Genomic DNA, 24518 nt, shown 5'->3' on the forward strand with positions numbered 1-24518 from the left:
ATCACGGCGGCCCGGCGCCCGGGCCGCGCGGTGCGGTGCGGTGCGGTGCGGGCCGGCAACGGCCCCGGGGGCAGGGGGAACTGATGAAGTCTTTGCGGCCCGGTGACCCGCTGGAGATCGGCGGGTACCGTCTGCTGGCGCGGCTCGGGGCAGGGGGCATGGGCGAGGTGTTCCTGGCCCGGACGACGTCCGGGCGGGCGCTCGCGCTGAAGACCGTGCACCGCGAGCTGAGCATGGACGCGGACTTCGCCCACCGCTTCGACCGGGAGATACGCACCAGCGACCGGGTACGCAGCCCGTGGACGGTGTCGGTGGTCGATTTCAGCGCACCGGGCGCGTCACCCCAGTGGCTGGCGACCGAGTACGTGCCCGCACCGTCACTGGGCGACTGGGTCAGCACACGGGGGCCGCTGGAGACGCCTGCCGTACGGCGCCTGGGACAGCAACTCGCGGCGGCACTGGTCAGCGTCCGGGCGGCGGGAGTGGTCCACCGCGACATCAAACCGGCGAACGTACTGCTGGGCGCCGAACGGCCCTTCCTCATCGACTTCGGTATCGCCCGCACGGTCCGCGACCCCCGGCACACCCGCACCGGCACCGTCATCGGCACCCCCGGTTTCCTGGCACCCGAACAGGCCACCGGCACGGTGGCCGGAGCCCCGGCCGACGTGTTCTCCCTCGCCGCGGTACTCGTCTACGCTGCGACCGGCCGCAGCCCTTTCCTCGCCGACGGCGAGGAACTCGACCTGCCCGCCCTGCTCTACCGGATCGTGCACGACGAACCACGGCTCGACGGTCTACCGCAACCACTGCACGCACTGGTGAGGCAATGCCTGGCCAAAGACCCACAACAACGTCCCCTCCCCGAGGACGTGGCAGCACGGCTGACCGACGACCCCCCGGAGCAAGGCTGGGGACCGGCCACACCCCAGGCCCTGACCGCCGAGACCCGACGCCGGGAAACCGAACTCCACCAACTCCTCACCCACCCCCAACCCGGCACCGCCACCGGCACGGGCACGGGCACCGACACCGGCACACCCGCGACTTCCGGAACTCCGGGGGCGGACGGCACTCCCCCCGTACCCGTACCCGTGCCCGCATACCCACCCGCATCCGGGCCTGCAGCCGTACCCGTGCCGCTGTCACCGCCGCCGCCCCCGGCAGCGTCGCCGTTGCCGGGGGGCCTCACGGGTGACGGGACCGCGCCGAACTCCCCCGCGCCCCCAGGGCGCGGCCCGGGGCGGGCGGTGCTGCGCTCACGGGGCGCCGCTACGGCCGCGGGAGCCGCCGCCGTCGCCGCGGCGGCCGTCGCCCTCGCGGTATGGCTCCCCGGACACGGCAACGACGGCGAGGGCGACGGGCATGGAGCGCCCTCGCCCACGCCGTCGGCGGGCCCGGCAGGCACGCTGCCGGCCGCGTGGACCGGCACATGGACCGGTGTCGGACCCGGAACGCCGGAGGCCGACGGCATCACCCGGGCACGCACCGGCGAATTCTCCGTCACCGTCACATTCAACGGCGGAGCGGTCGGCGAACTCGTCGGCCGACAGGTCAGTGACCTCAAGGAGTCCTCCACCGGACGGAACCTGGGATGCACCGAAGCCCTGAGACTGCAACAGATCCGACAGAACGGCGCGGTCTTCGAAGCCGTCACCAGCCACCCCACCGACCGCACGGCGGTCTTCGAATGCCCCCGGGGCAACTTGTACGTCCTGACCATGACGGACCCGAACCGCCTCACACTCGAAACAGAAGGCGCACAGTCGGCAGGAGCTCCCACCGCACTGACCCGCCACCCATGACCCCCGCACCACGTCGGCCGCGATCCCGCGAAGGAGGAACCCCGTGAACGGACAAGGCCGGAAGGTGCTGCGACGGAAGTCCTTCATCGCCATGTCGGCGCTCTTCACCACTGGAATCGGCGTCTTTGCCGCTGGGGCCGGGATGAGCATCGCGGTGGATGGTCCGGACTCGGATGCGCTCACGGTCATAGCCGTGTGCCTGGGCACGATCGCGTTCATCCGGCGGATCACGGGGTCGCGCATCGTGCTCGACGAGAAGGTGCTGTCTGTGGTGAATCCTGTGTTCACCCATGACATTCCCTACCGATACGTCGCCAGAGTGGCAGCGGACAGCGGTGGGAACCTGATCATCACCACCTCGCAGGCGACCGACATCGGCGCCTTCGGGTTCGCCGGGTCGTTCATCGATCACTTCGCCGGTTCCACCGACCGGACCGTGGCCCAGATCAAAGCCGGACTTGCGCAGCGGGACCTGCGCGGGAACTCCCGTACGGTCCGACGCTGTACCCGTGCGTGGGTGGCCGACGGCTGCACCGTGGGGATGCTCGTCTTCTTCGCCCTCGCCGGCACCATCGGTGACTGGGCTCCTGCCGCGTGAGCCCCGGACGCCGCAACTGACCTTGTGCGGGGACACGTCGACCATCGCGCCGGCGGTCTGGCCGGCGGGCGGACGGCGCGGACGCGGCGGCCACCGCCGGGCAGGGCTCCTCCGTCGAGGCGCCCCCGTTCAGGCGCTCGGCACCTGGACCGGCCTGGCCAGCACTTGGTCCAAGACCTCGGTGAGGAACCGCGCCGGATCCGTCGCCGCAACCGTGGCGCGCATCGCGACGATCCCGTCCGGACGGACGAGCAGCGCCCCTTCGCCGGGGAGCCACGGGGCCGCGACGCGATGGGCGGGATACCTACGTCCGCCGCGGCGGTGAGCCAGCGGTCGCCGCCGGCGCCCGTCAGCAGGGTCCACCGGGACGCCACGAGGTCGAGCGTCGAGACCCCGTCGATCCATGCGTGGGGCACCCGTGAACCCGGGGACCCGTCCAGCACCAGGTCCACCGTGGAGGGGAGTTCCGGCTGCGGATCGACGACGGCGGCCGAGCCGTACCTCTGGCCGAGGTGCACGACCGGCGCCGCCCACACCCCGCCGCCGCCCTGGCGGCGTCGGCCTCGGGTCCGCGTCCCCAGTGCAGCTCCGGGTCGGCGAGCCTGCGCATCGCCTGGTCCAGCGTCGCCGCGGCGACCGGTTCGCGTTCGTGTGCGTAGGTGTCGAGCAGCGCGGCACCGGCCTCGCCGTGGTGGACGGCGGCCAGTTTCCACGCCAGGTTGTGCGCGTCGGCGATGCCGGTGTTGAGGCCGAACGCGCCCAGGGGCGACACGGTGTGCGCGGCGTCGCCCACGAGGAACACGCGGCCGGCGGCGAAGCTTTCGGCCGCTGCGCTCCGCGGCCGCCACGACAGCACGCTGCGCACCTCGACGTCGAGGTCGGGATCGCCGACCGCCAGCCGGACGAGCGCGGCGCAGCGCTCGTGCGTGAAGTCCTCGGGGCGTTCGCCGCCCTCGACGTCGCAGGCGACGTGGAAGACCCAGTTCGTCTCGCCGTCCACCGTGGCCAGCAGGCCGGGCGCCTCCGGCGTGGTGATGGTGCAGGTGGCGAAGGACATTCCCCGCAGGTGCGGTCGGAGGTCGGCGCGGAACAGGATGTTGATCATCGACTTGCCCAGGTCGCCCGGCCCGGAGGTGCCCACGCCGAGTGCGGTCCGCACGGTGCTGTGGGTGCCGTCGGCGGCGACCACGCGTGTGCACCGGAGCGAGTAGCGGCCGTCGGGGCTCTCCAGTTCGACGTCGACGCCGTCGGCGTCCTGGGCGATGCCGACCAGGCGGGTCGACCACCGCAGGTCCGCTCCGCGGCGTGCCAGGTCTGCCGCTACGACGGCGTCGAGCCGGTCCTGGGCGCAGACGCCGCGCAGTCGGAACGGCGTCACGTCCAGTTCGCCGGCGGACGGGACCGGCATGGGCACGGTCACGACGTCGCCCGCGCCCATCTCGACGACGGTCCGTGCCACCGCCTTGCCAGCGGCGCCCCTGAGGTCGACCGCTGCGGCGTCGACGGCGGCGTCGAGGCCGAGTTCACGCAGGACCTCGACGCTGCGCGGTCCGATGCCGGTGGCCCGTGGGTGCACCGACGGTCCGGACCGGCGTTCGACGAGCACTGCGGGGACGCCGTGGTGGGCGAGCAGCGCCGTGGTGAGCAGGCCGACGCTGCCGCCTCCTACCACGAGCACCGGGACTTCTGGATACACTGTCTCCGTCATGGATACACCGTAGCCAGAAGGTAGGATGCGGGTCAACGAGGAAAGGAACCTCCCCCATGACCGAACCCGTCCCCCCGTCGGTGTGGACCCGGCCGCGCCCCGAGCCGCGTCGACGTGCGCCCGGGGTGGACCAGTACGTGGCCGCCGCGCTGGCCGTCGCGGACGCGGAGGGATTGGCGGCGGTTTCGATGCGGCGGGTCGCAGGGGATCTCGGTTCCGGGACCGCCTCGCTCTACCGCTACATCACCAACCGCGACGAGCTGGTGGACCTGATGGTCGACGCGGCGCAGGGCGAGGATCCGCTGCCCGAGTCCACGGAGGAATGGCGTGCCGATCTGGGGGCGGTCGCGCACGCGTTGCGTGCGACGCTGCTGCGGCATCCCTGGCTGGCGGGTGAACTGGCGGGCAGGCCCGCTCTCGGCCCCAACTCGTTGCGGCGGTCCGAGTCCGCGCTGCGCGCCGCCGTCGCGCTCACGCCCGACATCACCCTGGCCTCGCAGGCGCTCGGCGCCGTGCACGCGTACGTGCTGGGTTCGGTCGCCGCCCAGCAAGCCCTTCGACGCGCGGAGCAGCGCACGGGGCTCAGCGGAGAGGAGTGGCAGCGCAGCGTCGGCCCGTACATCAGCGAGGTCCTCGCGGCGGGCGAGCACCCGATGCTCGCCCGCCGCGTCCTCGAAGCCGAAGAACTCGACCCCGACGTCGAGTTCGCGTTCGGCCTGGACTGCGTGCTCGACGGGCTCGCGGCCCGGCTGGGTCGCTAGCGGTCCGTACGCGGAGCGGTTCACGGCTGACGGTCCGCGGGTGAAGGACGGGGCGTACGCGGTCCTGGGCCGGGATTCAGGCCGGACCGGCGGTGCGCGACCGCCGCCGAACGGTCGCTCAGGGCAGGGCACTCCGGCCCCGCCCCAGCGGCCGAAGTCCCGCCGTCGGCGCGGTCCGGCGGCGCTGATCACCGGCATCCTGCTGGCTGCCGCCCTGCCCTTGGCCGCCGGGGCCCCGCCGGCCTGGGCTGCCGTCGGCATCGCCGAATACCCCGTGCCCACCCCCAGCACCCCGGTCGGCATCACCACCGGCCCCGACGGGGGCCTGTGGTTCACCGAGGCGGTCGGCAACAAGATCGGCCGGATGAGCCCGGCGGGCACCCTCATCGCCGAGTACCCGCTCCCCGGCCAGTTCAGCACTCCGCACGACATCACCACCGGCCCGGACGGGAACCTCTGGTTCACCATGCAGCACTTCGACTCCCGAGTCGGGAAGATCGACACGAACGGCACCGTCACCGAGTACCCCCTGCCCGACCGGTTCGCCGAGGCCACGGGCATCACCGCCGGCCCGGACGGGGCCATGTGGTTCACCGAGCAGAACGGCCACCGGATCGCCCGCATCACCACGTCCGGCGCCATCACCGAGTACCCGCTGCCGGCCGGCTCCGGCCAGCCGTCCTACATCACCACCGGGCCGGACGGAAACCTCTGGTTCACCGAGATCGGCGACAACCTCATCGGCCGCATGACGCCGTCCGGCGTCGTCACCGAGTTCCCGGTCCCCGGCGGTGGCGGCCCGACCGACATCACCACCGGCCCCGACGGGAACCTCTGGTTCACCGTGTTCAGCGGCAACCGGATCGGCCGGATCACCCCGTCCGGCGTGATCACCCAGTACGACGTGCCGTCGAACGGCCTCGCACCCCAGCCCCAGGACATCGTCGCCGGACCGGACAACAGCCTGTGGTTCACCGATCGCAACAGCGGACAGATCGGGCGGATCAGCACGTCCGGCGTCATCGCCATGTTCCCCCTGCCCTCCTCGGAGCGCGGCCCCTGGGGCATCACCAAGGGACCGGACGACGACATCTGGTTCGCCGAGACGTCCAGCTTCATCGGCCGCCTCCACCTGACCGACGCCGACCTGGCCGTCACGAAGTCCGACACGGGCTCCGATCCCGTCGTGGCGGGCCAGAACGTGACGTACACGCTCACCGCGACGAACAACGGCCCGCAGACGGCCGAGGGGGTCGTCCTCCAGGACACCCTTCCGGCCGGACTGCAGTTCGTCTCGGCGTCCCCCGGGTGCACCGCGGCCGACACCCCACCGGACGTCGTCTCGTGTGACGTCGGCACCCTCACCGCCGGAGCGAGCGCCGCGCGAACCGTCACCGTGACGGCCACGACCGAGGACGTCGCCCTCGACACGGCGGGGGTGGCCGGGGCGGTCTCCGACCCGGCCCCGGCCAACGACACCGCGACGGAGACCACCACCGTCGACGCGGTCACCTGCCTCGGCGAACAGCCCACCATCACCGGCACCCCCGGCAACGACCAGATCAACGGCACCCCCGCACGCGATGTGATCCTCGCCTGCGGCGGCAACGACACCGTCAACAGCGGCCCGGGCGACGACCTCGTATGCGGCGGCCCCGGAGCGGACTCGATCACCGGCGGGCCCGGCAACGACCGCATCGCGGGCGGCGCGGGCGGCGCGGCGACGACACCCTCCACGGCTCCCCGGGCGACGACGCCGTGACCGGCGGCCCCGGCGACGACTCCCTCTTCGGCGACGTGGGCAACGACAACCTCGACGGCGGCCCGGGTACGAACAGCAATGACGGCGGCCCCGGCACCGACGTCTGCGCCAATCCGGGAACGGGCCCCGGCTGCCCGTGACCTGAGCCCGACGGGGCCGGACCGGGAGCACCCGACGAGCTGCTTGCAGTCGGCAGGCGGAGCCGCTCCTCCCGGGGGGCTTCGCTATACCGCCGCGAGGACGGGTCCCTGCGCGGCCCTGGCGTGCTGCATGGCCGTCAGCCTGCGGACGAAGAGCACCGCGAGGACAGCCGCGGCAAGGTCGAGGACGTCCCCGACCAGCATCGTGGTGGCCGCGTCACGCACGGCGGCGGGGCTTTGGGCACTGCTGTAGGACATGCCCCCGTACCACCCCAGGAGCCGGGACAGGACGAAGGCGCCCCACCAGAGGTTCACCAGGGTCAGCGGGAACCGGCGGTAGCCTCCGTCGGCTCCGGAAGGGGTGCTCGACCCCCAGGTCGTGACAGCGATCCGGTACGGCAGCCAGAGGTTCGCGAGCGGTACGAACCAGGCGCCGATCGCCCAGCCGCGGGCGAGCTTGTCCGCGCCGGGGGCGAAGACTTCGGCGTTCGTGCGCACCCGGTGGAACCAGACGATGAAGACGATGCCCGTCACGATCACGGCATTGCCCTGGATCGTGCCGACCAGGCCGGTCAGCCTCTCGCCGCGGACCAGATCGGAGTCGCTGACCGCGGTGGGATCCGCGAGGAGTCCTTCCATGAGCGAGCGGGTGTTCCAGTCGGCGTACACGGCGCAGACCGTGATGGCGATGACCAGCGCGAACAGCGCGGCCAGCGCGATGGCCAGGCCCACGGGCGCGCGCAGCCGTACGCCGTTCACACCGGGCGCCGCATACGGGGACGGGGCCGGGGCCGGGGCCGGGACTGGTGCCGGCGGACCGACCGGAGCTGCGGACATGCTGAAGGACCCCCACGGGTACAGGACACGAAAAGGCGCACCGGACAGGGCGGGCCAAGCAGAACCTACGTCAGGGGGGCCATCCGCGTCACGCTCGTTTCCCCAGGTCAGGGCGAACGACGATCCCAGCGGGGCTTGCACGACCGTGCAGCGGCCGCCGCCGGACGCGCATGCAGGGTCGGGGCGGCGCCGTCGGGACTTCGACACCGGTGGGCTGGACCGGAAGCAGGGCTTCCTCCGCAACGGTTCTGCCCGGGAGGGCGGCAATGCCGGCAGCGACTCCTGTCCTCGCCTGCCATTTGCTTGCGGCTCTGCAAGGGTGCACACTTGCGCGAATTCCGACCGGGCGCAGCGTCGCACCCCCTCATGACGAATAGGCCCGGAACCGACGCCCGGGTCATCAGAAAGCCACACGGGAGCACGTGTTGAGTACATCGGGTACCGCCCGTCAGCAGCATCTTCGAAGCCTCAGCGACGGGGAACTCTGTGCCCTGTTGCGCGGGCACACCTCGGAGCCGGACGCGGCGGTCAGCGACGTGATGGACGAGGTGTTCGCCCGTCACCACTCTTCGGTGCTCGCCTACGCCCGTACGTGCTGCCGAGACCTGTCCACGGCCCAGGACCTCGCCGCCGAGGCCTTCGCCCGTACCTACCGCGCCATCACCTGGGGTGCCGGACCCGAGTACGCCTGGCGGCCGTACCTGTTGACCTGCGTGCGCCGTCTGGCGGCAACATGGGCGCGGGATGCCGCCCGTACGCGGCTGTCCGACGATTTCGAGGAATGGGCCGCCCAGCTGTCGGACGGCCAGGACACCGAGGACGCCGTCTTCTCGGCGGAAGAGGGATCGCTGGTCCTGCGTGCCTACCGGACGCTGCCGGAGCGCTGGCAGGCCGTGCTGTGGCACTCCGTCGTCGAACACGAGCCGGCGGCCGAGACCGCAGCACGCCTCGGGATATCGGCGGGTGGCATCGGCTCACTGGTCTCGCGTGCCCGGGAAGGCTTGCGGGAGGCGTACTTGCGCGCTCACCTGGACCAGGCCGCGAGCGACGAGTGCAAGCACTACGGTGGGCAGATCGCCGCCAGGCTGCGCCGACCGGGCAAGCGCCTCACCCGGGACCTGGGCCGCCACCTTCAGGGGTGCGACGACTGTGCGCGCGCCGAGCGCGACCTGCGCGATGTCAACGGCCGTCTGGGCGTGCTGCTGCTGGGTGGGATCCTGCTGTGGAACCCCGCCTCCTTCCTGTCGGCCCTCGGTGGGGGCGGGACGCAGCTCGCCTCGGCCACACTGAGCGGGACGCAGCTCGCCGGAGCCAAGGCCGGCCCCGTGAAATGGGCCGCTGCGGCAGCCCTTGCGGGAACGGCGGCCACCGTGGTCGTCCTGCTGCCGGCCGACTCCGGGAGCGACAGGCCCGGGCAGGCCGCAGCTCCTGCCAGAACGTCCGCGGCCCCTGTCGGCCCGCTCCCGGAGACCGCACCGGTCGTGGCCATCGGTCCGGCAGCTTTCGCCACCGCCCCCGCCACAGCGCTCCCTTCCGCCACCGCGTCCGCCTCGGCCTCCGCTTCTGCGTCCGCCGTGCCGCCTTCCGCGTCGCCCTCGACGGATCGCACGGGCGCCGCCCTGGTCAACGTGGCTTCGGGGCTGTGCGTCGGCCTTGGCGGCGACGGTTCTGCCGGCCCGGTGCAGCTCGAGAAGTGCACCGGAAAGGCCAGCCAGGGATGGCAGCAGCTGCCTGCCCATCAGAACACGTACCAACTCCGCAACGCGGACACCGGCACCTGCCTCGACGGAACCAACGGCGGCGGGAACCTCGTCGCGGTCACCCTTCGCCCCTGCCGGACCGGCCCGGACCGCGCGACGCAACTCTGGCGGTTCGAGCCGGACGCACGACGCGGCGCGTTCCGCGTCTGGTTCGTGCCGAGGGTCTGGCACACCGACTACTCCGACCATCTGCTGGGCCCGCGGAACTGGCCGAAGGCCGACCCGCCGCGCCCGGGATCGGAGATGGTGCACCTGCCCAACTACTACAACTCGGTGAACCTGCTCTTCGCCCTCAGGTGAGCGCCCGGGCGGACAGGGGGCGGCTCGCCCGAAGTGGCGGCCGTCCCGCAGGCAAGGATCACCACTGACCTGCGGCCAGCTCGGTGACACTCGCATCGCGTTCTGCCAGGCGGGCGCAGGCTACTCGCGTCCGACAGACGACACTGGACCCATGAGCGAGCACCGCTTCACCCGCGACGACACCAGCGCCAGCATGGCCCCGGCCGCTGTCCGCCCACCCCACTACCGGCACAAACTCCGATACGAAAAGCCGGCGGTGGCGGCCCGGACCAGTCCCGAGGGGCACACGCTGCGCGCTCTGTCCGACCTCACGGTGGTGACCTGTGCCTGCGGCCTCACCACCCCGGCGCTGCCGAACGACGACGCGCGACTCGCCTACGAGGCGCACCGCAACGAGATCCGGGACGAGCTGGCCTGAGCACCGGCTCAGCAGCCGATCGCGTCGCGGACCGGTGCGCCCCGGGTCGGCCCGCCGGGCGGCGTGGTTGGCGCCCGGCGGCCGCCCCGGGCGGCGTGGTTGGCGCCCGGCGGCCGCCGCCCGTCGTCGTCGAGGGCGCCGTCATCCGCCCGGTGTGGAGGGCCCGTTCCGCCTGTCCGACCTCCGACCGCCCTTCCCCAGGAACAACAACAGGAAGGTGCAACCCCGCTGCACCACGGGGCCACACGGACCACTCCACCCTTATGATCAACGGACCCCGCCGCCACACAGCGCAGCAGCAGCCACCGGCCCGGCGCCACACCACCCGCCAGGCCCGGCAAAGCCCCCGGAGACCACCGGCACGGCGCGGCCTGCCGACCCCGGCCCCGCACGGCACCACTGGCACCACCCCTGGCACGACCCGGCACGGCACGGCACCTACCGGAACACCAGAGAGGAACCCACGTGGAAACTGCACGAACCGCAACGCTGGTCGCCGCGACCATCGCCGCCGGACTCATCAGCGGCCTCTTCTACGCCTTCACCGTCGCCGTGATGCCCGGCCTCGCCCGCAGCACCGACAGAACCACCGTGGAAACCATGCAGAACATCAACAAAGCCATCCTCAACGGGTGGTTCATACTCGCCTACCTCGGCGCACCGCTCCTGATCACGGCCACCCTGGTCCTCCACGCCACCGACCCTGACACCCGGGACACCGTCCTCCCGCTCGCCGCCGCGCTCGCCGCCTGCCTGGCCGCGATGATCGTCACCGCCCGCATCAACATCCCGCTCAACAACGCCCTGGAACAGGCCGGACCCCCCGAACACCACACCGACCCCGCCATCCACACCACCCGCACCGCCTACGAAACCCCCTGGGTCAGGGCGAACACCTGGCGCACCATCCTCACCACCCTCAGCCTCGCCCTCCTCGCCTACGCCCTCACCCTCCACTGACCCCCGGCACACAGGAACACCAGCGGCCCGCACCATCTCGACCGGGAGGCAGGGGCATGCCGCCCGCCGTTCCGTTCCCCCAGACGATCCATCCGGGTGAGCCGGCCGGGCCCTGCGTCACCGCGCAGCAGGCCCGCCCGGCTCACCCGAGTGCGACATGATCGTCGGATCAGATGACGCCCTGGGCCAGCATCGCGTCCGCGACCCGCTCGAAGCCGGCGATGTTCGCGCCGGTGACGTAGTCGCCCGGGGCGCCGTACCGCTCCGCGGTCTCGTGTGCGACGGCGTGGATCGAGCTCATGATGGCGGCGAGCTCGTCCTCCACCCGCTGTGCGCTCCAGGCCACCCGGCCGGCGTTCTGGCTCATCTCGAGGGCGCTGACCGCGACCCCGCCCGCGTTGGCGGCCTTGCCGGGCCCGAACGCGACCCCGGCCTCCTGCAGGATCCGTACGGCCTCGGGGGTGGTCGGCATGTTGGCGCCCTCGGAGACCGCCTTGACCCCGCCCGCGACGAGCGTACGGGCGTCCTGGGCATCCAGTTCGTTCTGCGTGGCGGAGGGGAAGGCGACGTCCGCCGGCACCTCCCAGACCCGCCCGCCCGGCACGAACCGCGCCGAGGATCCGCGCCGCTCCGCGTAGTCGCTCACGCGCCCGCGCTCGACCTCCTTGACCTGCTTGAGCAGGGCCAGGTCGATGCCCTTGTCGTCGACCACGTAGCCCCGGGAGTCCGAGCAGGTCAGCGGGTTCGCGCCGAGCTGCTGGAGCTTCTCGATCGTGTACAGCGCGACATTGCCCGAGCCGGAGACGACCGCTGTCAGTCCGTCCAGCGACTCGCCCCGGACCTTCAGCATCTCGGCGGCGAACAGCACACTGCCGTAGCCGGTCGCCTGCGGCCGGATCGCGGAGCCGCCCCAGCCCTGCCCCTTGCCGGTCAGGACGCCGGCCTCCCAGCGGTTGGTGATGCGCCGGTACTGGCCGAAGAGGTAGCCGATCTCACGGCCGCCGACCCCGATGTCCCCGGCGGGCACGTCGGTGTGCTCTCCGATGTGCCGGTGCAGTTCGGTCATGAAGGACTGGCAGAACCGCATGACCTCGGCGTCGGAGCGGCCGTGCGGGTCGAAGTCGCTGCCGCCCTTGCCGCCGCCGATCCCGAGGCCGGTCAGGGCGTTCTTGAAGATCTGCTCGAAGCCGAGGAACTTCACCACACCGATGTCCACCGACGGGTGGAAGCGCAAGCCCCCCTTGTACGGGCCGAGCGCACTGTTGAATTCGACGCGGTAGCCGCGGTTGACGTGGATCCGGCCCCGGTCGTCCTGCCACGGCACGCGGAAGACGATCTGCCGCTCGGGCTCGGTGAGCCGCTCCACCAGGGCCATGGCCGGGTCGGCGTACTCGGGCCGGGCGGTGAAGACGGGGGCCAGGGTCTCGAGGACCTCCCGTACCGCCTGGTGGAACTCCGGCTGTGCGGGATTGCGGCGCTCGATCTCGGCCCGCAGTGCTTCCAGCCTGTCCTTCGAGTCCTTCACGTGTGTCCCTCCAGGGAGCGCTCGGTGCGCCGACGACGGCAGGTCCATGGTCTCCGCGGGTCCGCGAATACCGGTTGATTTCAGGCGCGGCGCGCTCCGAACATTCGCTTCCGGAAAAGCTTTTCCGGAGCGTGCCCCCCCCTTTCGGAGGCTACCTCGCACGGTGCTGCTCCGGGGAAGGCTTCTGCCCTGAGGATAAAAACGCCTGCGCCGTCGACTGTCGTCCCGTGGCGCAGACCGCACGCGCACGCCGGATGTGACAACGCCGCCGCGTCGTGACGCCCCGACTGCGTGCAATATCCCATATCTGACGTTTCGTGGGGCAGGCTGGTTCCCGCCAGGAGCATCAGCACGCGGTCGGCCTCGGCCGGCCTTCGACCGGCAGGAGCAGAGCCATGGCGGAGAGCCCCGAGGTGTCCGACAGCCCCGCGCAGCCACCCCCGCGCGACTGCGTCAACGAGCCGATCGCCGGGATCATGGCCGAGTTCGTCGGCGAGCGGATGGGGGACCGCGTCGCCCAGGGGCAGGATCCCCTCCTGCGCCCGGTCTTCGTCAAGTTCCACGGAGCGGCCCGCGGCGTGCTGACGGTCGCCCCGGATCTTCCGCCCGAGTTCCGCATCGGTTTCCTCCGGGCCGCGGCGGAACAGGGCGGCCTGACCGCCTGGGTGCGCATCTCCAGCGACACCCAGCCGGAGCGGCCGGACCTGCGCAGGACCGTCGGGTGCGGCATCAAGCTGTTCGGCGTGCCGGGGCCGAAGCTGCTCGCGGACGACACCCGGGCCGACACACAGGATCTCGTACTCCAGAACCACGACGTCTTCTTCGTCGACACCGCCCGGGACATGTGCGAGTTCCAGCTGGACCAGGCGGCGTACCAGCAGCAGCACCCCCTCACCCGGCAGATCCTGGCGGACATGCGCAAGCCCGTCGAGAGCACGCTCACCTCGACGTACTGGGGCGTGCTGCCGTACTCCTTCGGGCCGGACCGGCACGTGAAGTACAAGCTCGTCCCGGCCGGCTGCGCGGACGGGGACCCCCTGGCGGCCCCGCCGGACGAGGACCCCTCCTTCCTGCGCGGGGACCTGCGCCACCGCCTGGCAGCCGGCCCGGCCGCCTTCGACCTGCTGCTCCAGTTCCGGACCGTCCCGGACCACATGCCGCTGGACCGGGCCACCGTGCGCTGGGAGGAGGCCGAGAGCACGCCCGTGAAGGTGGCGCGGCTGACCCTGCATCAGCAGGACACGACCGCACGGGGGCAGGAGCAGTACGGGGACAACCTCGCCTTCAACCCCTGGCACAGTCTCTCCGAGCACCAGCCCGTCGGCAGCATCGCCGAGGCCCGCAAGGTCGTCTACCACGCGTCGGCGGCCCGGCGGCGCGATGCCAACGGCGTTCCGGCGGCGGAGCCCGGTCCCGCGCGGCCGGCGGCCGCCGAACCGCACGGACGCGACACCCGGATCGTACGGGCCGCCGTGCACCCGGCGATCGGGGTGGCCCGCGTCGGTGACAGCGCGGAGGAGTTCTTCCTGGCCCCGGAGGTCGACGGGGCTCCCCCACCGGACACCGGTACGTACAAGGACGCGACGGGCGCACTCAAGCGGCAGGCCGTCCGGTTCCGGGTGTACGGCTACAACGCCGCCGGCGAGGCGGTGGCCGAGCTGACGGCGGACAACGCCGACCTGCGGTGGACCGTGGAGGTCGCCAACAAGAAGGCCGCCTGGTACCAGTTCCAGCTGGCCCTGGACATCCCCGAGGCGGAACAGGCACCGGCGACCACACTGCGCAACGTCGCCACGGTGCCCGCCGGGGAACGCCACCGGCTGGCCATCACCCCCGGGCCCCGCTCGATCCGGGGCCGCGAACGCGCCGGGAAGCCGGAGTACGCGTTCGACTCGGGCACGTTCCTGGGGCATCCCGTCTACCTGGGAGAGTTGCGCACCGATGGCGCGGGCCGCCTGCTCTTCCTCGGCGGGCGCGGGGTGTCCGCCTCGTACCCGGCCGTCCAGGCGACACACTTCGCCAACAACGACGGCTGGCACGACGACACCTGCGACGGCCCGGTCACCGCGCAGGTCCGCATCGACGGCAGGAGCGTCCCGGTCGATCCGGCCTGGGTGGTGGTCGCTCCCCCGAATTTCGCACCGGAGCTGAAGTCCGTGCGCACGATGTACGACCTGATGCGCGACACCTTCGTGGCCGCGGGCATGCTGGCGCCTCCGGCGCGGGTCTCGTTCACCCACGACGTGCTGCCGGTGCTGCGCCGGCTGTGCGATCTGCAGTGGGTCAACCGTGGCTTCGCGGCCCTGTTCGGTCACGGTGGGCGCGAGCACTTCCTGGCTCCCGAGCGGCTGGCGGAGCTGGCCGGCCACGGCACCCGGCGCGACGAACTGCGCCGGCAGATCTGGGCGATGATGCGCGATCCCGACCGCGACGGGCTCTCCCCCGTACCCTGGCCGCCGATCTACGGCGACTCGATGAGCGTGCGGCCGGTCTCCGCCCGGCAGCACCTGGCGCTCTCCCCGTTGCAGTACGACATGCTGGCCCGCTGGGCCGCCGGGGACTTCGACGCCGACCACGATCCCCAGGCCACGCCGCCCACGGCGCTCGACGGCCTGCCGCTCGCACAGCGCCCGGCGGCCCTCGACCGGGCCGCCCTGTCGTACTGCCTGGCCGACGCCTTCCACCCCGGCTGTGAGCTCACCTGGCCGATGCGTCACGCCACCTTGTACTCCGCTCCCTTCCGCGTGCGCCACCGCGACCCGGCCCGGCCCGAACCCGGTTACGGCTCCACCCTCACCCCGCAGACGGCGCTCGCCGTGGACGGCCCGGTGTACGGCCAGGAGCCGGGCGGTCTGACCCGCTGGATGGCCGTGCCCTGGCAGACCGACACCGCCCGCTGCCGCTCCGGGTACTACCTGGGCTTCGGGCCGCGCTACGACCCGTACCTCCCCACCTTCTGGCCGGCGCGGGTGCCCAACCACGTGCTGACGGACGAGAACTACCGGACCGCCGTCGATCCCGCCGCCGACCCCGAGGACCGTCGCACCGCCTTCGAAAACAGGGCGGTGTGGGACAGATGGCTGCCGTCCGACCGCATCGCCCAGATGAACGCCATGGTCAAGGACTTCGGCAAGCTCGGCATCGTCGCACGGCGGGAGGGACCTGCCGCCGATACCGGTGACGTGGTGAGTCTCCCCGCAGCCATGCTGGTGGAGTCCGAAGTGAGCTTCCATCCCGAACAGGCTCCGCCCCCGCTGCGGAACCTGGTGAGCCTGCACGTGCCCGAGGCCGCCGATCCCGCGGTGCGGGAGGAAGCGGTGGCCGCCGCCATCGCCGCCGCCGACCGGCCCGACGAGGAGGTGCTGGCGGGGTACTTCGAGAAGGTCGCCCGCTTCCCGGAGACACCGTGACCGCTCGGACCGGCCCGGTTCCCCTCGCCGGGCGTTTCGAGGCCGTCGTGGCCGGCGGCGGGCCGGCCGGGGCCGTCGCCGCTCTGGTCCTGGCCCGGGCAGGCCGGCGCGTCCTGCTGGTGGACGGGGGCAGGCCGGGTGTGCCCTCCGCCGCTTTCACGATCGGGGAGACCCTGCCGCCCGCGGCCCGGCCACTGCTCGACGACCTGGGGCTCTGGGCCGCCTTCAGCGCCGGCACGCACCTGAGCTGCCCGGGCACCTACGCGTCCTGGGGATCGGCGCAGTTGCACGGCCACAGCCACCTGCTCGACCCGCACGGCCACGGCTGGCACCTCGACCGCGACCGGTTCGACGCCTTCCTGCGCGAGGCCGCAGGGGCCGCGGGGGCGCTGGTCCGGCGGGCCGTCGTGATCGGCCACCGCAGCACGGCCGGGGAGCAGCACCTGCTGGTGCGGGAGGGGGGCGGCGCCGTACGGGAGCTGCGCTCGGGCTGGGTGGTGGACGCGACGGGCCGCCGCGCGCTCATCGGCCGCCGCCTGGCCCGGCGGCGCCGGCAGGACCGGCTCGTGGCCGCGTACACGCTGCTCGGCGGGCACGGGGTGGGCGGCCACGCCGGGGACCTGGAGCTGCGTACCCTCGTCGAGGCGGTGCCCGAGGGCTGGTGGTACACCGCCAGGGTCCCCGCCGGGCGGGTGGTCGCCCATCTCACCGACGCCGACCTCGCCGCTGCCCGGCTGCGGACGGCGGACGGATTCCGGTGCGCGGCGTCGCGCACCCGGCACGTACGGGAGCGCCTGAGCGGCTACGACCCGGCCGGCTCCCCCGCGCCGCGCTGGACGGCCGCCCACGGACTGCGGCTGTCCCCGCCGGCCGGCCCCGGATGGGTCGCCGCCGGGGACGCCGCGATCGCCTTCGACCCCCTGTCCTCCCAGGGCATCCTCACGGCCCTGCACACCGGAGCCCACGCCGGCCGGGCCGTCGACCGGTGCCTGGCCGGCGACACGGGCGCCCTCGCGTCCTACGCCTCGTTCCTGGACGGCGTCGCGGACGCCTACCACCACCATCACGCCCGGTCGTACGCCGAGGAGCGGCGGTGGCCGGAGCACCCGTTCTGGCGCCGCCGCAACGGGTGGCCGCACTGACCCGCGGCCGCCTGTACCGGTGGCAGCCCCGGGGTCTTCACGCTGCGTGCTGCCACAGCCGGCTACGGTCGCTCGAAGAGCTGCAGCACCCCGCCGAACGAGAAGCACAGCGCACCGGTCAGCGTCGCCCAGTTGGCGATGTCGACGTTGACCAGGCTCCCGGTGGCGGGGCGGGTGAAGGCCGCCAGCGCCGAGACCATGAAGAGGACCGAACCGAACTGGTTCACCGCCACGACCCACCACCCGAGACTGCGGGAGCGCATGCACGGCCGGTGCCGGTGGCAGATCTCGGCGAACGCGAGATGCCCCGAGACGAGGAACAGCACGCACCCGATCACGTCGGGCGTCCAGATCAGCCGGTTGACCTGCCGGACGGTGAGGCCTTCCAGGAAGGAGTCCAGCAGATTGACACCGAACACGAGCGTGCCGGCGAACAGGACGAACGTGCTCAGCCAGTCCAGCCGCATCGGCTCGTAACCCCACCACCGCCAGCCGGCCGTGACCAGGAAACCGCCGCCCTCGGCGTGCCGGGGCGCGTTCAGCACCTGCAGAACCGAGACATAGCCCCCGGTGCTGAAGAACAGTCCCCCGACGAGGTACACCCAGGCGCTGACGAGCGGATCACCCGAACCGAACTGTGAGACCGCGGCGCCGACGGCGAAGAGCGCCCCTCCGACGACGAACGCACCGGAGGCGACGACGTTGAGCCTGCGCAGACGGCGCAATGCCCCGGGATCGGCGGCCGAGACCCGGCCGGCCGTGTCCCCCGGGCCCCGGACCGACAGCGTGCCGCGCTTGCGCGCCGGCCGCGAGTCCCAGACCACGGTCTCCCCCTCGGGACGCCGCCAGGTACGCCGGGTGATGAACGGTCCTGCGCCTTCGACGCTCTCCAGAGGCTGTCCCACGAGCCGAGACTAGTGCCGGGGGCGACATCCGGCCGTCAGCGAAACGGACCCGGCGCCCACGGCCCGCCCCGGCGGGAGGGGGCCCGTGTTGCCGTGACCCGGGTGGTGGAATCCCGGGTGCCGGATGCCTGGTGAACACGCACAGTGGGTTCTCAGGGCGATGCGACCGCCCGGAACGGAAGTGCGGCGCATGGCCTCGGGCACAGCTGTGCACCTCGTACGAGTGGGACTCGGGCGGATGGACGGCGGTCCCGTACGTCGTGCCACGGAGCGCCCCGGCGCCGACGCGTGAGGATGCCCGCCATGACCCAGCCCGCCGCCCAGCCCGTGCAGTCCGAGCAGTCCGAGCAGTCCGAGCAGTCCGGCCGGTCCCCCGGGGTGAGCCCGGCCGACCACGTCATCGTCCTCTTCGGCGCCACGGGGGACCTGGCCCGGCGCAAACTGCTGCCCGGCCTGTTCCATCTCGCCATGGCGGGGCTGATGCCGCGGCGCTACCGCATCGTCGGCTCGGCCCCGGCGGCCGAGGCCCTGAGCGACCAGGATTTCCGTGCCCATGCACGGCAGGCCGTGGAGGAGTTCGGACGCTCGCGCCCCGAGGGGCCCGTATGGCAGGAGTTCGAGTCCGCCCTGTCCTTCGGCTCGGCCGACCCGCAGGCCCCGGAGCCGCTGGTGGCGGCGGTACGCGCGGCCGAGCAGGCAGTCGGCGGCACTCCCGGCGGCTCTTCCACCTCGCCGTCGCCCGCCCGTGGCGTTCGCCTCGATGGTCGAACTCCTCGGCGCCACGGGCCTCGCCCAGGACGCCCGTGTCATCGTCGAGAAGCCCTTCGGGACCGACCTCGCGTCCGCGCGCGCACTCAACGCGACGATCCACGCCGTGTTCGACGAGTCGCGCGTGTTCCGCATCGACCACTTCCTCGGCAAGGAGGCGGTGGACAACATCCTCGCCCTCCGGTTCGCCAACGGCCTCTTCGAACCCCTGTGGAACCGCGAGCACATCAGTCATGTGCAGATCGACGTGCCCGAGCAGATCGACATCCAGGGCCGCGCGCACTTCTTCGAGGGCACCGGAACCTTCCGCGACATGATCGTCACGCATCTCTTCCAGCTGCTCGGGTTCGTCGCCATGGAGCCGCCGGTCGTCCTCGACGCGCAGTCTCTCCGGGACGAGCAGGTCAAGGTGTTCCGCAGCATGCGGCCGCTGGATCCCGCGCACGTCGTCCGCGGGCAGTACACGGGCTACCGCGCCGAGCCCGGGGTCGATCCGGCCTCCGATACCGAGACCTTCGCCGCCCTGCGCGTCGAGATCGACAACTGGCGCTGGGCCGGCGTCCCGTTCATCCTGCGCTCGGGCAAGGCACTGGCCGAGGGCCGGCACGTCGTCACGCTGGGGCTGCGCGAGCCGGTCCTCGGCATGTTCCCGCTGAACGCGCGTGCGGCCGTCCACGGCCGGGGCAACGAGCTCGTCATCGACTTCGCCGATCCCGGTTCCATCACCGCCCGATTCCTCGTCAAGGAGCCGGGCCCTGCGATGCGGTTGGCGGAGGCCGACATGGTCTTCGGCTACCGGAGTTCCTTCACCGCCGACAACTCCCTGGAGGGTTACGAGCACCTCCTGCTGGAGGCCATGCTCGGCGACCAGTCCTTCTTCACCCGGTCCGACGGCATCGAACGCCTGTGGGAGATCTCGGCCCCGCTGCTGGACGCGCCCCCGCCAGTGGAGCCGTACGCCCCCGGAACCTGGGGGCCCGACAGCATCGACGCGCTCGTCGCCCCGCACCGCTGGCACCTGCCCGACCGGCGACAGTGAGCGGGGTGCCGGGCGAGGGAACGGTGCTGGGGACGCCGCCGGACCTGGCGGCCGAGCCGTTGATCGCGTCGGTGACGCGCTTCGCGACCACCGTGCTCCGGCCCGACGCGGAGCGCACCGCCGTCGAAGGCGTCTCCCGCGCGCGGTTGGACGAGCTGGCCCGAAGCGGCGCCCACGGAATCCTCGGGTACGAGCCGACGCCGGGCGGCGGCTGCACCAGGGATCAGGTGGTCCGCGAGGTCCACGAGATCCTCTCCGCCGTCGACCCGTCCACCTGGTTCGTCTACACCCAGCACTTCGCCTTGGTGAAGGCGCTGGCCAAGACTGCCAACACCGGTCTGCGTGACCTCTGGCTGCCCGACCTGGTCACGGGTGCGAAGCAGGCCACGGCGGGCTTCGCGTACCTGCGCCGTCCACGGCCGCCCGTGCACGCGGAGCGCAGCGAGCAGGGGTGGCGGCTGCGTGGCCGTGTGCCGTGGATGACCGGCTGGGGCCTCGCGGACACGGTGATCATCGGTGCTGTCACCGCCGATGACCAGGCCTTGTTCGTGCGCGCCGACTGCACGCCGGGGCCGGGCACCGGCCTCGGCATGGACGCTGTCGAGTCGCCGCCGCTGTGGGCGATGGGCGCGACGCACACGACGGCCGTCGAGCTGCGGGATGTCGTCGTGCCGCCGGACGACGTGATCTCCGTCGAGCCCAGGCCGGACTGGATCCGGGCCTACGATCTGGAGAACGCGAACGCCAACCCGGCCGTCTTCGGACATCTGCGCGCGGCCGTCGACCTGCTGCTGGCCGCCGCGCCACAGGCCGGAGCCACGTACGAGACCCTCGCCCGCCGGCTGGCGGAGGAGGCTGCCCGGCTGCGCACCGAGGCGTACGCCATGCGGGACGAGCTGGCCCCCGAGGTGGGGGTACCGGCCCGGACCGGGGTCCGGGCCGCGGCCCTGGACCTCGGGGTGCGGGCTGCCACCGCCTGTGTGGCGGCGACCGGCGGGCGCGCCGTGCAGTACGGGAACACGGCGGGCCGGCTGGCTCGGGAGGCCCTGTTCCATCTGATCCAGGCACAGACCCGGCAGCTGCGGGAAGCCACCGCGGACGTGACGCTCCGAGGCATCTGAGGACCAATCAGCCGGTCCACATGTGCCAGCGGGCACGGGGTGGGTCGCAGCGGCCCGAGTCGACGGCTTGCCGGTAGCCGCGGTCGGCGAGTTCCTTGTACGACAACACGCGGCCGTTCGCGTCGGGCACGCCGTGCCCGTTGCCGTCGGTGAGTCTGGAGACGGCGTAGACGCAGTCGGGGCGCACGGTCTGCGTGGCGTACCAGCCGAGCGCGACAGCGGTCAGACCGATGACCGTGCAGGCGACACCGAGGAGTTGTCGTGGACCGGCGGGGCGGGGAAGGGTCACCGTCGCATCGTACGGATGGCAGCACCGTCCTGTCGTGGCGCCGGGGCGCATGTGGTCACAGGGGCTGGAGCCGCCTGTGCAGGAGGCAGAATTCGTTGCCCTCCGGGTCGGCGAGGACGTGCCAGTTCTCGGTGCCGGTCTGGCCGACGTCGGCGGGCCTGGCGCCGAGGGCGAGGAGCCGCTCCAGCTCGGCGGCCTGTTCGCGGTCGGTGGGGTTGACGTCGATGTGCAGTCGGAGCTTTCCGCTCCGCGGGGTGCTGCCGGCGCTGAGGACGAGGGTGGGCTGCGGGCCGCCGAAGCCGGCGTCGGGCGGCCCGATCTCGATGCTTCCGTCGTCCTCCCGGCCGAGTTCGACGTAGCCGAGTACCTCGCTCCAGAAGGCGGCGAGTCGGGCGGGGTCCGCGGCGTCGATGACCAGCTCACTGATGCGGCATGCCATGTCCGTCAGTCTACTGAGAGAACCCGGGAGCCGGCCGTCGGCGGCGCGCTCGGATCCTCGCCCCGCAGCGAGAACATGCCGGCGCGGGGCGAGGATCAGGATCTGCCGCTACCGGGAGGCCGGGGCCACGGGGTGGAAGTTGACGCGCTCGCGGACGACGGGGAAGCCGGCCTTGGCGAAGTTCGCGGCCATGGGGAAGTTGCCCCGGTCCGTGGCTCCGGTGACGGCCTCGGCGCCGTGCTCCACCAGGAAGTGGGTGCACTCCGCGAGGAGGTCGTAGGCGTAGCCGCGGCCGCGGTGTTCCGGCAGGACACCGATGAAGCCGATGGTCGGTCCGGAGGGGTTGTGTGCCGGGATGTGGATGCCGGCCAGCTCGCCCTCAGGTGTACGGGCGGTCTGCCACCACTCCCGCGGGGACGGGCACCAGTGGAAGAAGTCGAGCTCCTCCTGGGCGGCCTGGTCGAGGCCGCCCTCCGCTATGGCCTTCAGCGCGTGGGCGTCGAGGGTGGCCGAGTGGATGCGGCGCAGTGCGTCGAAGAAGACCGCGTCGTCGGGTTCGGCGCCGAAGACGAGGCGGCCGGGCCGTTCGGGGAGTCCGCGCTCGGGGGTCCAGCGGTAGAGGAAGCGTTCCACCAGGAGCTCGTAGCCGGCCGCCCGGGCGGCGGCGTAGCGCGTCTCGGTGGCGGCGGCCAGGTCGGGGTGGTCCCGCCAGTCGCCGGGGAGGTTGATCTCGAGCTCGACCTGCCAGGGGGCGGAGCGCAGGAGTTCGGCTCCCGCCTCCACCTCGCCCTCGGCGACGTCGAACCAGTTGACGTTGACGGGTTCCTTGTCATCGGTGCCGCCCCACCAGGCGCCACGGGCGACGACCGTGCCGTCGCGCAGGGCCACCCGCTTCCACTCGGGGCGGTGCGTGGTGCGCTCGTGGGCGGCACGGGCGTTCAGCGGATCGGGGTGTGCGTCGAACAGGTGGGCGTCGCTCTCGTCGAGCGCGCGGATGACCAGATCGGTCACGGGTTCCTCCGGGATGTGTACTGCGTGGGGCGCTCCCGGTTTCGGATCAGACGAACCACACCGGGGTAACGGGGAGGGAGCGCTGGATGGTTGTGATCTGCACGGCACTCGCCTCCTTCCGTTCAGCTCGCGCGACGTGGTCCGAGCCCGGACGATACTTGATCGTCAACAGGTCCGTCCACGCAATTGCGAGCCGGTCACGGTGGAGCCTCGGGTGCCTGTTCACGCCGCTGCTCGCCCTGGATCCGCTGTCAGGAAGGGTGTACGTACTCGGTCACTCCTACGGCGGTTCGGTGCTCACCGGGTGCGTGGAGCAGGACACTTGGTGTACCTGGCGGCCTTCGTGCCGGACACCGGTGAGAGCGCGGCCGGTCCGGGTGGGGCGTCCGCGCAGCTCCAGGAGGCGATCCGCCCTGAGCCGGACGGCCTGCTGCGGGCCCAAGCCCCGGGCTGCGGGCGCGGAGTTCCGGAGCGCCACAGCTGGAAGGACATCCCCTCCACCGACGTGGTCTGCGCGCAGGACCGGGCCGTCGACCCGGTCCTGCAGCGGAGGATGGCCTCGCGCTGCGCCGGTGTGCGCGAGTGGCAGACCGGCCGCTCCCCGTTCGTGGGACGGCCCCGACTCGTCGTCGAACTCGTGCAGGAACTGCTCGCGTCCACTCTCCGGAGCGGCGAGCGCGTGTGAGACCACGGGTGAGGCATGCGCGGTCTCTTCCGGAATCCGATGGCCTGTGCAGTACTGACCTGCGACTATCTGCGGATGCCTATCCTTGCCGACGATCTCGGCCACCTTTCCTACACCGTCACCGGCGAAGGTTCGCCCGTGGTGCTCGTACATGCCGGCGTCGCCGACCACACCATGTGGGACGCGGTCGTGCCCGCCCTCGCCGAGCGGAACACCGTCATCCGGTACGACCTGCGGGGCTTCGGCGAATCCGCGCCCCCGACCGGGCCGTTCAGTGAGACCGATGACCTGTGCCGGCTCCTGGACCACCTCGGTCATGAAAGCGTCCGGCTCATCGGCGCGTCCTGGGGCGGGCGGGTGGCCGTGAACTTCGCTCTCGCCCACCCGGGCCGGGTCCGGTCGCTGACGCTGCTCGCCCCGCCGTGGCCCGGCTACGGCTGGTCGGCGGACATGGTGGCCTACGACGAGGCCGAGACGGCGGCCCTGGAGGCAGGTGACCTGGATACCGCGGTCCGCGTGAACCTGGACATGTGGCTGCGCGGGCCCGGCCGCGGCTGGGAGGACGTCGATCCGGGACTGGCCGAACGGCTCCGTACCCCGGTGCGGACGTCGCTGGTCAACCAGGACGCGGTCGGGGAACACTCCCTGGGTGGCGCGGCGGGCGACATCGCGACGATCGCCGTTCCCACCCTGGTCGGGATCGGCCTGCTCGACGTCGCCGACTTCCAGGACATCGCGCGCCGGTACGCGGCCGAGATCCCGGGCGCCACCCTGGTCGAGTTCCCGGCCGCGGCCCACCTGATCGCGCTGGACGCGCCCACCGAACTCGTCGCGGCGCTCCGGCCGTTCCTCACGCGCTGACCCGGGGACGCGGACCGGCTCGGCGGTTTCGCCGCCGGTACCAGCGCGGCGTGGACGCCGACCGCCCTGTGCGGTGACGTCCGGCCCGACGGCTGGGCAGCGGCGCGCGGGCGCCGGCCGGTCCGCGCGCCCCGAGCCGGGGCTCGCCCCGGACAGGTCGGCGGACCTGGCGGAGGGAGCCTCCCGGGCCTTCGAGCTGGTGTCCCTGCACGTCCCTGCACATCCCTGCACGTCGAACGGGACGCGCCGGATGCCGGCCGGATCGGCGAGGTGG

Annotated in this window: 20 protein-coding genes and 2 pseudogenes; 15 read left to right on the forward strand and 7 right to left on the reverse strand. The window is 72.5% G+C overall.

Features of this window, described 5'->3' with window-relative positions; all coding sequences use genetic code 11:
- The first annotated feature begins 83 nt into the window (after positions 1-83).
- Positions 84-1805, forward strand: coding sequence for a serine/threonine-protein kinase (locus tag KO717_RS00230; protein WP_301363655.1), 1722 nt, complete (start codon positions 84-86; stop codon positions 1803-1805).
- Positions 1806-1848: 43 nt separating this feature from the next.
- Positions 1849-2403, forward strand: a complete 555-nt coding sequence (locus tag KO717_RS00235) for a hypothetical protein (protein ID WP_301363656.1) — start codon at positions 1849-1851, stop codon at positions 2401-2403.
- Between the two features lie 349 nt (positions 2404-2752).
- On the opposite strand, the gene KO717_RS00240 is transcribed toward KO717_RS00235, so the two are convergent.
- Positions 2753-4111 (reverse strand): FAD-dependent monooxygenase, encoded by a 1359-nt coding sequence (locus KO717_RS00240; RefSeq protein WP_301363657.1) that lies wholly within the window; start codon positions 4109-4111, stop codon positions 2753-2755.
- A 56-nt stretch (positions 4112-4167) separates the two neighbouring features.
- Here KO717_RS00240 and KO717_RS00245 point away from each other — a divergent pair, with 56 nt between their 5' ends.
- From KO717_RS00245 to KO717_RS37270, 3 genes are read left to right on the forward strand one after another with little or no spacing between them, the layout of a single operon-like run.
- The gene (locus KO717_RS00245; RefSeq protein ID WP_301363658.1) at positions 4168-4872 is read left to right on the forward strand and encodes a TetR/AcrR family transcriptional regulator C-terminal domain-containing protein; all 705 of its coding nucleotides are present in this window, start codon (positions 4168-4170) and stop codon (positions 4870-4872) included.
- A gap of 40 nt (positions 4873-4912) precedes the next feature.
- Positions 4913-6634, forward strand: coding sequence for a virginiamycin B lyase family protein (locus tag KO717_RS00250; RefSeq protein WP_301363659.1), 1722 nt, complete (start codon positions 4913-4915; stop codon positions 6632-6634).
- Positions 6517-6774: a calcium-binding protein gene (locus KO717_RS37270; protein WP_367401492.1), complete on the forward strand. Its 258-nt coding sequence runs from the start codon at positions 6517-6519 to the stop codon at positions 6772-6774. The genes KO717_RS00250 and KO717_RS37270 overlap by 118 nt, the downstream gene beginning before the upstream one ends.
- An 84-nt stretch (positions 6775-6858) precedes the next feature.
- Here the strand turns inward: KO717_RS37270 and KO717_RS00260 are convergent, their stop codons facing one another.
- The gene (locus tag KO717_RS00260) at positions 6859-7611 is read right to left on the reverse strand and encodes a DUF4328 domain-containing protein (RefSeq protein ID WP_301363661.1); all 753 of its coding nucleotides are present in this window, start codon (positions 7609-7611) and stop codon (positions 6859-6861) included.
- Positions 7612-8105: 494 nt separating this feature from the next.
- On the opposite strand from KO717_RS00260, the gene KO717_RS00265 reads away from it, so the two are divergent.
- The 3 genes from KO717_RS00265 (at position 8106) to KO717_RS00275 (ending at position 11049) form a co-directional block, all read left to right on the forward strand.
- Positions 8106-9671: a sigma-70 family RNA polymerase sigma factor gene (locus KO717_RS00265; protein WP_301363662.1), complete on the forward strand. Its 1566-nt coding sequence runs from the start codon at positions 8106-8108 to the stop codon at positions 9669-9671.
- Positions 9672-9822: 151 nt separating this feature from the next.
- Positions 9823-10089 (forward strand): hypothetical protein, encoded by a 267-nt coding sequence (locus KO717_RS00270; protein WP_301363663.1) that lies wholly within the window; start codon positions 9823-9825, stop codon positions 10087-10089.
- A gap of 465 nt (positions 10090-10554) precedes the next feature.
- The gene (locus KO717_RS00275; RefSeq protein WP_301363664.1) at positions 10555-11049 is read left to right on the forward strand and encodes an anthrone oxygenase family protein; all 495 of its coding nucleotides are present in this window, start codon (positions 10555-10557) and stop codon (positions 11047-11049) included.
- 169 nt (positions 11050-11218) lie between these two features.
- On the opposite strand, the gene gdhA is transcribed toward KO717_RS00275, so the two are convergent.
- Positions 11219-12574 carry an NADP-specific glutamate dehydrogenase gene (gene gdhA / locus KO717_RS00280; RefSeq protein ID WP_301363665.1) on the reverse strand — a complete coding sequence of 452 codons (1356 nt, stop codon included), beginning with the start codon at positions 12572-12574 and terminating at the stop codon, positions 11219-11221.
- Positions 12575-12969: 395 nt separating this feature from the next.
- Here gdhA and KO717_RS00285 point away from each other — a divergent pair, with 395 nt between their 5' ends.
- Both KO717_RS00285 and KO717_RS00290 read left to right on the forward strand, forming a co-directional pair.
- Positions 12970-15984, forward strand: coding sequence for a LodA/GoxA family CTQ-dependent oxidase (locus tag KO717_RS00285; protein ID WP_301363666.1), 3015 nt, complete (start codon positions 12970-12972; stop codon positions 15982-15984).
- Positions 15981-17126, forward strand: coding sequence for a tryptophan 7-halogenase (locus KO717_RS00290; RefSeq protein ID WP_301363667.1), 1146 nt, complete (start codon positions 15981-15983; stop codon positions 17124-17126). Before KO717_RS00285 ends, KO717_RS00290 begins: the two co-directional genes overlap by 4 nt.
- Positions 17127-17188: 62 nt before the next feature.
- On the opposite strand, the gene KO717_RS00295 is transcribed toward KO717_RS00290, so the two are convergent.
- A complete protein-coding gene (locus tag KO717_RS00295; RefSeq protein ID WP_301363668.1) occupies positions 17189-18031 on the reverse strand; it encodes a hypothetical protein in 843 nt (280 codons plus the stop codon).
- Between the two features lie 303 nt (positions 18032-18334).
- Between KO717_RS00295 and KO717_RS00300 the strand changes: the two are divergent.
- From KO717_RS00300 to KO717_RS00310, 3 genes and pseudogenes are all read left to right on the forward strand, one after another.
- Positions 18335-18634: pseudogene (locus KO717_RS00300) on the forward strand (hypothetical protein); the annotation flags it as partial.
- A gap of 142 nt (positions 18635-18776) precedes the next feature.
- On the forward strand, positions 18777-19838 hold the full coding sequence (locus KO717_RS00305) for a glucose-6-phosphate dehydrogenase (RefSeq protein ID WP_301363669.1): 1062 nt from the start codon (positions 18777-18779) through the stop codon (positions 19836-19838).
- Between the two features lie 5 nt (positions 19839-19843).
- Entirely contained in the window at positions 19844-20959 is a 1116-nt protein-coding gene (locus KO717_RS00310) for an acyl-CoA dehydrogenase family protein (protein ID WP_301374983.1), read from the forward strand.
- Between the two features lie 7 nt (positions 20960-20966).
- Here KO717_RS00310 and KO717_RS00315 read toward each other — a convergent pair whose 3' ends face one another.
- The 3 genes from KO717_RS00315 to KO717_RS00325 all read right to left on the reverse strand — a co-directional run bounded on the left by KO717_RS00315 (position 20967) and on the right by KO717_RS00325 (position 22698).
- Positions 20967-21248 (reverse strand): hypothetical protein, encoded by a 282-nt coding sequence (locus KO717_RS00315; protein WP_301363671.1) that lies wholly within the window; start codon positions 21246-21248, stop codon positions 20967-20969.
- A gap of 55 nt (positions 21249-21303) precedes the next feature.
- Complete coding sequence (locus KO717_RS00320; protein WP_301363672.1) at positions 21304-21687, reverse strand: VOC family protein; 384 nt, start codon at positions 21685-21687, stop codon at positions 21304-21306.
- A 108-nt stretch (positions 21688-21795) separates the two neighbouring features.
- On the reverse strand, positions 21796-22698 hold the full coding sequence (locus tag KO717_RS00325; RefSeq protein ID WP_301363674.1) for a GNAT family N-acetyltransferase: 903 nt from the start codon (positions 22696-22698) through the stop codon (positions 21796-21798).
- A 236-nt stretch (positions 22699-22934) separates the two neighbouring features.
- Here KO717_RS00325 and KO717_RS00330 point away from each other — a divergent pair.
- Positions 22935-23383, forward strand: a pseudogene (locus tag KO717_RS00330) (alpha/beta fold hydrolase); the annotation flags it as partial.
- Between the two features lie 75 nt (positions 23384-23458).
- Complete coding sequence (locus tag KO717_RS00335; protein ID WP_301363675.1) at positions 23459-24244, forward strand: alpha/beta fold hydrolase; 786 nt, start codon at positions 23459-23461, stop codon at positions 24242-24244.
- Positions 24245-24518: the final 274 nt, after the last annotated feature.

Source organism: Streptomyces xanthophaeus, assembly GCF_030440515.1.
Lineage (GTDB): Bacteria > Actinomycetota > Actinomycetes > Streptomycetales > Streptomycetaceae > Streptomyces > Streptomyces kutzneri.

Bases quoted from the DNA above. Each gene is read 5' to 3' on its own strand.
- KO717_RS00230 (WP_301363655.1), top strand. From the start codon at position 84: ATGAAGTCTTTGCGGCCCGGTGACCCGCTGGAGATCGGCGGGTACCGT.
- KO717_RS00240 (WP_301363657.1), bottom strand. From the start codon at position 4,111: ATGACGGAGACAGTGTATCCAGAAGTCCCGGTGCTCGTGGTAGGAGGC.
- KO717_RS00245 (WP_301363658.1), top strand. From the start codon at position 4,168: ATGACCGAACCCGTCCCCCCGTCGGTGTGGACCCGGCCGCGCCCCGAG.
- KO717_RS37270 (WP_367401492.1), top strand. From the start codon at position 6,517: ATGCGGCGGCCCCGGAGCGGACTCGATCACCGGCGGGCCCGGCAACGA.
- KO717_RS00260 (WP_301363661.1), bottom strand. From the start codon at position 7,611: ATGTCCGCAGCTCCGGTCGGTCCGCCGGCACCAGTCCCGGCCCCGGCC.
- KO717_RS00270 (WP_301363663.1), top strand. From the start codon at position 9,823: ATGAGCGAGCACCGCTTCACCCGCGACGACACCAGCGCCAGCATGGCC.
- KO717_RS00285 (WP_301363666.1), top strand. From the start codon at position 12,970: ATGGCGGAGAGCCCCGAGGTGTCCGACAGCCCCGCGCAGCCACCCCCG.
- KO717_RS00320 (WP_301363672.1), bottom strand. From the start codon at position 21,687: ATGGCATGCCGCATCAGTGAGCTGGTCATCGACGCCGCGGACCCCGCC.
- KO717_RS00335 (WP_301363675.1), top strand. From the start codon at position 23,459: ATGCCTATCCTTGCCGACGATCTCGGCCACCTTTCCTACACCGTCACC.